Below are 8,400 nucleotides of genomic sequence, written 5' to 3' on the forward strand. Positions count from 1 at the left end.
GTTAAATATGAGTCAGAAGCCGCAGCAGGCTAATACAAGCGATGTAATAAAGGTTCGCTACGACAAGCTTGAAGCATTAAGAGAAGCAGGCAGAGATCCGTTTGTTATAACAACGAGCGACCGTGATACTCTTACCGAAACAATAAAGAATAATTACGAAGAATACGAAAATAAAGATGTCTGCGTTGCAGGCAGACTGCTTTCTAAGCGTGGCAAGGGCAAAGTTTCGTTTATGGATTTGTACGACAGAAGCGGAAAAATCCAGATTTTTGCCAAGTTTGACGACCTTGGTGAGGAAGAATACGGTTTTCTCAAAAAATGGGATATCGGCGACATCGTTGAGGTTAAGGGCTTTGTATTCAAGACTCAGATGGGCGAAATTTCAATTCACGCAAAGGCAGTAAGACTTCTTTCAAAGTCGTTAAAGCCGTTGCCCGAGAAATATCACGGACTTACTAATACAGACCTCCGTTATCGTCAGCGTTATGTTGACCTTATTATGAATCCTGAGGTAAAGGATACTTTTATAAAGCGTTCAAAAATCATCAGCAGCATTCGCCGCTATCTTGATTCTCAGGGCTTTATGGAGGTTGAAACTCCGATGCTCGTTGCAAATGCAGGCGGTGCGTCGGCTCGTCCGTTTACTACCCACTTTAATGCGCTTGATGAAGACTTGAAGCTCAGAATTTCTCTTGAGCTTTACCTTAAAAGACTTATTGTTGGCGGACTTGAAAAGGTTTATGAAATAGGACGTGTGTTCCGTAATGAGGGTGTTGATACACGACACAACCCCGAATTTACCCTGATGGAGCTTTATCAGGCATACACAGACTATAACGGCATGATGGATTTGACAGAAAATCTGTACCGCCACATTGCTCAGGAAGTTTTGGGTACGACCAAAATTACATATAACGGCGTTGAAATGGATTTGGGCAAGCCTTTTGAAAGAATAACAATGATTGATGCAGTAAAGAAATATGCAGGCGTTGATTTTAATGAAATTAAGACAGACGAAGAGGCAAAGGCTCTTGCAAAAGAAAAGGGCATTGAATTTGAGGAAAGACATAAAAAGGGAGATATCCTTAATCTGTTCTTTGAAGAATATGCCGAGGAGCATATGATACAGCCAACATTCGTTATGGACCACCCGATTGAAATTTCACCGCTCACCAAAAAGAAACCCGAAAATCCCGATTATGTAGAACGTTTTGAGTTCTTTATGAACGGTTGGGAAATGGCTAACGCTTATTCGGAGCTTAACGACCCGATTGACCAAAGGGCAAGATTCAAAGCTCAGGAGGAGCTTTTGGCTCAGGGCGATGAAGAAGCAAACACAACCGACGAAGACTTCCTTAATGCTCTTGAAATAGGTATGCCGCCGACAGGAGGCATAGGCTTTGGTATCGACAGAATGACGATGCTTCTTACGGATTCGGCAGCTATCCGCGATGTGCTGTTGTTCCCTACAATGAAGTCACTCGGTGATGTAAATAAGAAAAATGATGTAAAAAATCAGGCTGCCGAAGAAATGAAAGCAGAGCCGGAAAAAATTGATTTCTCTAATGTAAAGATTGAGCCTTTATTTGAGGAAGAAGTTGATTTTGATACATTCAGCAAGTCAGATTTCAGAGCTGTAAAGGTTAAAGAGTGTGTTGCAGTACCAAAGTCAAAGAAACTCCTTCAGTTCACTCTTGATGATGGAACAGGCACAGACAGAACCATTTTAAGCGGTATTCATAGCTTTTATGAGCCGGAGGAACTGGTTGGAAAGACTCTTATCGCTATCACAAATCTTCCACCGAGAGCGATGATGGGCATTGACTCTTGCGGTATGCTCCTCAGTGCTATTCATGAAGAAGAAGGCGAAGAAAAGCTTCATCTTCTGATGGTAGATGACCACATTCCGGCAGGTGCAAAGCTCTATTAAGATGATGTAAAGATGTACCGTTTTACCAAATAGACGGGACGTACTTCGTTTGATAAAAAACTAAAAAAACAGCGATTTACATCAAACTTACATCAATTGATGCAGAAATCGGTGCAAGCAAGAAAAAATCGCATAATTAGTGCAATGAGTGGGCAATTCCAATCGGAGTTGCCCATTTTTAAAACAAACAGAAATACAAATCGTTGTTTGTGGAGGTAAGCATGTTTTGAAAAAGTATAGATTTGGTTTTGATATTTTTGGATTAGCGCTTTTCTTTTTAATTATGATACCAAATTTTATTTGGTTTGCAATTCCTGCACAGCATGACATTTTAAGAGTTGAGTCTATAACGCCCATAGTAGACACCATTGCATCAATTGCTCAAGTAATAATGATAATTTGCTTATGTATTTTTAAAAATAAAGAAAAAGAAAAGATTCGCAAAACAAATTTGATAATAGCTATGATAGCCTGCTGTTTATTATATTTTTTATGTTGGGTATTATATTACTTAGGAATAACAAATGCGGGAGTTATATTAGGTTTAACTATTTTTCCATGCTTAGCATTTTTATTATACTCTTTAGAACGGAAAAATATGATTGCTTTTGTTCCTGCTTTAGTTTTTACGATATGTCATTTAATATATGCTATTGTTAATTATATTGTGTAACAATCAGAATTTATAGAATAGAAAGGAAATGTGATTATATGAAAAAAATATTATATTTAACAGATTTATATTATCAAGCAAAAGGTAGAAACTATTATGAGGAAGATATTTATATAACAGGAAAATTAAAGGATTATTTTGATGTTGTATTATGCAATCCAAAAAATTCAGAAAGTTTTGAAAAAGATGTTGATTTAATTGTTTTTAGAAATACAGGAGGAGTAAGTGGATTTAAAGATATTTATAATTCATTTGTAGATAGAGTAAAAACAAATAGTTTAAAAACTTTTAATGAGTTTACAGGAAAAGCAGATATGAGAGGAAAACAATATTTGCTAGATTTGACATTAGAAAAATACCCTGTTATTCCTACAATAGATACAATTAAAAATATTGATTTACTACCAAATGTAGATAGATATGTTATCAAGCCAAAAGATGGTGCTGACTCAATAGGACTTGAATTTTTAACAAGAAATGAACTAATAGAAAGAAATTTAACAGATGGAACTACTTTAATACAACCTGCAATAGATTTTAAATATGAAGTATCATTTTATTTCATAAATGATAAATTAGAATATGCTTTATATGCACCAAATAAAGAACAAAGATGGAAACTAGAAAAATATAATTTTTCTAATGAAGATGTTGAATTTGCACAAAAATTTATAAAATGGAATGGAATAAAAAATGGTATTCAAAGAGTAGATGCTTGTAGAACGCAAGATGGGAAATTATTATTAGTAGAACTTGAAGATTTAAACCCATATCTATCAGTATTAGAATTAGATGAAGAAACAAGAGAAGTATTTATGACAGATTTAATAAATGCTTTTAATAATATGATTTAATTAGAGCTACAAATTCCAGTTTGCCAACTTGCCCTTTGAGAGAGGAGAAATCCTTTTCTCAAAGGGTTTTTTCTATTTATACGGATATTCGCAAACTACAAGATAAAGCCAAAACTTCATATACTCTAAGCACAAGGAGGTTGAGGTTTGAATACGACTAATTGTCATTGCCGACCGTAGCTTGACTTGTTGTATTTTGACGGATATACTGTAATATATAAAATAATAACCAAAGATTTTTTTATTTTTGGGGACAAATTTTTGCACGATTGGTAAATACAAACTGAAATGTGAATTGATATTTGAGAGGAGAAACAATGGCATCAAGTAAAGAATATTTGAAATTTATATTGGGACAGTTGGCGGAGTTGGACGAGATTACTTATCGTGCGATGATGGGCGAGTATATCATTTATTATCGAGGAAAAATTGTCGGTGGAATTTATGATGATAGATTGCTTGTAAAACCAATTAAATCTTCAATTTCATATATACCAAAAGCTGCGTATGAATTGCCGTATGACGGAGCAAAAGAAATGCTGCTTGTAGAAGATGTGGATAATAAAGAATTTTTAACAGGTTTATTCAATGCGATGTATGATGAATTGCCGACACCTAAATCTAAACAGAAAAAGTAGATGTATAATACTGTTTTTGACGGAGAAACCGTTATGTACGAAATATGTATGAATAGATGAAGCAGAATGAGTAAATATGAATATTTGTGGGAGTATGTGCGAGATAATGGCAGTCCGTCTTTTAAGCTGACATTTGAGCAAATACAGAAAATTGCAGGTGCTTCTATCGACCATTCTTTTTTGAAATATAAGAAAGAGCTTACAGGATACGGTTAGCAAGTTGAAAAAATATTAATAAAGAATCAAACCGTCATTTTTAGAAAGGTTAATTAGCTACTGCAAAATAATAAACAGATATATTGTGCCAAATCGTACTTTATATAATCACAGAATAAAAACGCAATGCACATTATTCGATGTGATAGAGCCGGTAGGTAGCCCAGCCGTCTGAAAATATTTCAGGTAAGTAACCTGTCCCTCCGGGTTGTCAGGCAACTGCAACGATTGAATAATAAACTTATAAGGCAGACAATCGGTAAGCGGATAAGCAACGCAAATTTGACTTAATGCAACTAAATCAAAGGAAAAGCATAGGGGCAGGTGTTGCCCCTATCTCTTTTGAGAAGCAATCGGATATTCCATAACACTTCAAAGCATTCAAAATCAAGAAAATTCGTTTATATTTTGATAGACTGTAATCACAGAGAGGGAGTGAAAGAATGAATTGGATACAAGGAATACAAAGAGCGATTGACTATGTGGAAGCCAATATAACGGAAGAAATTGATTATGAGAAAGCAGCGAAAAAGGCTTATTCTTCATCGTTTCACTTTCAGAGAGTATTTGGTATTTTGTGCGGTATGTCGCTTGGCGATTATATCCGTATGCGCAGACTTTCTCTTGCAGGGGAAGAACTGTCGAAAGGAAACACTAAAATTATTGATATAGCAATGAAGTACGGATATGATACACCGGAAAGTTTTTCTCGTGCCTTTACCCGATTTCACGGTATTTCGCCAAGTGAAGCAAAACATGGCGGTAGAGTTAAGATATTTACTCCTTTGTCTGTAAAATTAACCTTAACAGGAGGAAACAAGATGGATTACAGAATTGAAAAAAGAGATACATTTCAGGTTGTTTGTAAAAGAAAAAGAGTCGGAAAGCCTCAGTCGGCAAATGCAACTCAGGATATTACAGCCCTTTGGCAGGAGCACGGTGCAGACGGAACAATGGAAAAATTGATTGCCTGTATACCGAAAAATCCGATTATGAAAGGATTGCTCGGTATTTGCTTTTCGTCTGAACTTAATGCAGAGCATTTTCCTTATGGCATCGGTGTTGAGTATGATGGGAGAAAAGTAGATGATGATTTAGAAATAGTCACCATTCCGGCAAATACTTATGCAGTATTTACGAGCAAGGGAAAAATGCCTGACGCTTTTATTGAAACATACAACAGAATTGTAACGGAGTTTTTTCCACAAAGCTCACAGTATGAATATGCCGAGAATGTAGAATTTGAAGTGTATTCGTCGGCAGATACTTTAAATCCGAATTACCAATGTGAAATTTGGATTGCTGTAAAAGAAAAAACTGTTTAATATTTTTATAGTGTGCGCCGTAAATTTACGACGCACTTTTCTTGCTTCCGAGTTTAACAGCAACTGCGAGTTGCTTGTTCTGTAACAATCTTTGTATTATAATATAATTAAGGTGGTGACAGATATGGAAACAAAAGATATATTATTTAATTTAAGAACAAAAGCTAAACTTTCTCAAGACGAATTAGCAGAAAAGATGTTTGTTACAAGACAGGCTGTATCCCGTTGGGAAAACGGCGATACAATCCCGAATACCGAAACGTTAAAACTATTATCAAAGCTGTTTGATGTGTCTATTAATACATTGCTTGGGTCGCCAAGAAAATTGATTTGTCAATGCTGCGGTATGCCGCTGGAGGATAGTATTATCAGCAAGGAAAAGGATGGCGCCCCGAACGAGGACTATTGCAAATGGTGCTATGCCGATGGTGAGTATATGTACAGCAACATGGACGATTTGATTGATGTGTGTGTGAAAAATATGACGAATGATGAACACTCAGAGGATGAGGTACGCTCGTATTTGCTTAAAACTCTTCCTAAACTTGATTATTGGAAACGATACAAAGAACTCGGAGGTAACAAGGCTTTTGAAGAATTTAAAAGTACTCTGATCGATGAGATAAACGCTTTAAATATTGAGGGAATGCCGAAGCTTACAAAGCTGAATTCACTTGTCGGAAGCTATATTAATTTGGAATACAGACTCCCAAATGGAAACATCGCAAAGTTTTTAGATGATAATACTACATATATTGGAAATCAACTTGAATGTGAGTTTGGCGGAGAAAGATGTTTTGGCGTTGTGGCAAATATGGATTTTATCCTTGTTTGCACATATGAAAAAAACGGTGAAAATCCGGAGCTTGTATTGTATAAGAAAAGATAGCGGAAGCTAAAACCAAAACAGTCAAAGAGGCGTCGAAAAAATGACACCTCTTTTCTTAAAAATTCTGTGAATTAGATATAACAGGACTATCATAATAATATTGCTTTCAACAAAAGAGAAAGCAATATGGCTTTTTGATTGTATGTTATTATGTTTGGTTATAAATAATAAAAAGTATTTTTTTAAACAACTTTCAGTTTATCAAACTGCCCTTTGAGAGGAAAAATTCGTTTCTCAAAGGGCTTTTTCTATTTGTACAGATATTCGTAAACTACAAGAAAGAGCAGAAACTTCATATGCTCTAAGCGCAAAGAAGATTGGGGGTTAATATGAGTAGTGGTTGTTGAATAACCGTAGCTTGACTTGTCATATCTTGACAGCTATACTGTAATATATAAATTAATAACAAAAGATTGTTTTTCAAATTTTTGTAGACAAATTTCCGCAAAAGCACAATTAGTAAAAAATAGTTATCCCTAATCGTGGTTTGCCAATTTTCTAAAATAAACTAAAATGCAAATCTAAATTTAAAAGTAAAGAAAGATAAATATAGCACTGGAGGTAACGCAAATGAAAATATATGGATTTGGTGACATAAATAAACCGTCTATTATGCTATTTCCGGGAACATGCTGTTATTGGAAAACAAACTTTGGTCATGTATTGGAAGGATTACAGCAATACTTTTATACACTGGTTGTAAGTTATAGTGGCTTCGATGAAACAGAAAATACTACCTTTGTTTCAGAACTTGATGAAGTACAAAAAGATTGAAGAGTATATAAAAGAGCATCTAGACGGAAAAATATTTGCAGCTTACGGATGCTCACTGGGCGGTTCCGTTGTTTCTCTTCTTGTAAGCCGCCAAAATATTCATATTAATCATGCAATTATTGGTTCAAGTGATATGGACCAAGCACCGAAATGGTTGGCACATTTGGAAACCGCCCTCATAATGCCAATTTTCTATCCTCTTATTACCGGAAAAGGCGGCAGGCTGATAAAAAAAGTTTTTGCAAAGAAAATGAATAACGGCAATGACAGTTCCGATTATATACGAAGATTTATGGAAATTATGGGTAACGGTAGCGGAATTGATTTTTCTTTCATTTCAAAAGAATCTATGAAAAATCAGTTTTGTACGGACCTTTATACCAAAGTAGGTGAACATATTCAAGTTTCGGGGACAACAATCCATGTTTTTTATGCATTGAAAATGGGCGAGAAATATAGAAAACGTTATTTAAAATATTTTGCAAATCCAGATATTTGTGAATATGACCTCCGACACGAGGAATTACTGTTAGATGCGGAGAGTTGGATAAAAGCGGTCGTTCAGGCATGCGGAATGGCTTAGAAAACAATAACTTCACATTTTGTAGTATGCAGAGAATGATAAAAGTTTCTGCGAGGTTTTTAAGAAATTAAATTGGATTATAGCTATTAGAGTGGGCAGAAAAAACATAAAAATACAGTCTGTTTTTAAAGGTTTTTCTGTTTATACGGATATTCAAAAACTACAAGATAAAACAGAATTTTTTAGAAAAATTGGCAACCCATAAAATTTTGTGTAAATAATAATCCTTCAAGCAATAACAGAATACAGGATTGCGGTTGCAATCAGGCTTTCTGATTTGCCCCGTGTCAACTTTTCATTCCTGTCTGCGGAATGTTATGCATGCCAAAGCGTGAATAACATTTTGCAGACAGGAAATTCTATTCTCAGGGGCAAATCAAGCAGGTATTCTGGCCTCAAATATTATTGATAACTGGCTTAAAACTACATCCCAGTTTCGACATCTTTGTGTCCAGCGTTCGACAATTTTTTGAGACGCTAAATACAACATTTTGCGCAGGCTGTCATCGTTTGTGAAT

General features: G+C 35.2%; 9 protein-coding genes and 1 pseudogene. 9 read left to right on the top strand and 1 reads right to left on the bottom strand.

Translation table 11 applies throughout. The annotated features are described in order from the left end of the window. The first annotated feature begins 7 nt into the window (after positions 1-7). The 9 genes from lysS to BLP46_RS08785 all read left to right on the top strand — a co-directional run bounded on the left by lysS (position 8) and on the right by BLP46_RS08785 (position 7,882). Positions 8-1,930 (top strand): lysine--tRNA ligase, encoded by a 1,923-nt coding sequence (gene lysS / locus BLP46_RS08750; RefSeq protein WP_092978259.1) that lies wholly within the window; start codon positions 8-10, stop codon positions 1,928-1,930. Positions 1,931-2,156: 226 nt separating this feature from the next. Beyond that, complete coding sequence (locus BLP46_RS08755) at positions 2,157-2,603, top strand: hypothetical protein (protein WP_318259548.1); 447 nt, start codon at positions 2,157-2,159, stop codon at positions 2,601-2,603. Between the two features lie 38 nt (positions 2,604-2,641). Beyond that, positions 2,642-3,457, top strand: a complete 816-nt coding sequence (locus tag BLP46_RS08760) for a hypothetical protein (RefSeq protein WP_092978263.1) — start codon at positions 2,642-2,644, stop codon at positions 3,455-3,457. A 317-nt stretch (positions 3,458-3,774) separates the two neighbouring features. After that, entirely contained in the window at positions 3,775-4,095 is a 321-nt protein-coding gene (locus BLP46_RS08765) for a TfoX/Sxy family protein (protein WP_092978265.1), read from the top strand. Between the two features lie 66 nt (positions 4,096-4,161). Then, positions 4,162-4,311 carry a hypothetical protein gene (locus tag BLP46_RS13075; protein ID WP_092978267.1) on the top strand — a complete coding sequence of 50 codons (150 nt, stop codon included), beginning with the start codon at positions 4,162-4,164 and terminating at the stop codon, positions 4,309-4,311. A 443-nt stretch (positions 4,312-4,754) separates the two neighbouring features. Beyond that, entirely contained in the window at positions 4,755-5,636 is an 882-nt protein-coding gene (locus tag BLP46_RS08775; protein WP_092978269.1) for an AraC family transcriptional regulator, read from the top strand. Positions 5,637-5,760: 124 nt separating this feature from the next. Next, on the top strand, positions 5,761-6,525 hold the full coding sequence (locus tag BLP46_RS08780) for a zinc ribbon domain-containing protein (RefSeq protein ID WP_092978270.1): 765 nt from the start codon (positions 5,761-5,763) through the stop codon (positions 6,523-6,525). Positions 6,526-7,095: 570 nt separating this feature from the next. Next, positions 7,096-7,299 carry a hypothetical protein gene (locus BLP46_RS13335; protein WP_318259549.1) on the top strand — a complete coding sequence of 68 codons (204 nt, stop codon included), beginning with the start codon at positions 7,096-7,098 and terminating at the stop codon, positions 7,297-7,299. Then, complete coding sequence (locus BLP46_RS08785; protein WP_318259550.1) at positions 7,244-7,882, top strand: alpha/beta hydrolase; 639 nt, start codon at positions 7,244-7,246, stop codon at positions 7,880-7,882. Before BLP46_RS13335 ends, BLP46_RS08785 begins: the two co-directional genes overlap by 56 nt. A 376-nt stretch (positions 7,883-8,258) precedes the next feature. On the opposite strand, the pseudogene BLP46_RS13565 reads toward BLP46_RS08785, so the two are convergent. After that, positions 8,259-8,400, bottom strand: a pseudogene (locus tag BLP46_RS13565) (IS256 family transposase); the annotation flags it as partial.

The sequence above is a fragment of the Ruminococcus sp. YE282 genome (assembly GCA_900101355.1).
In the GTDB taxonomy this organism is placed as follows: Bacteria; Bacillota; Clostridia; order Oscillospirales; family Acutalibacteraceae; genus Ruminococcoides; species Ruminococcoides bromii_A.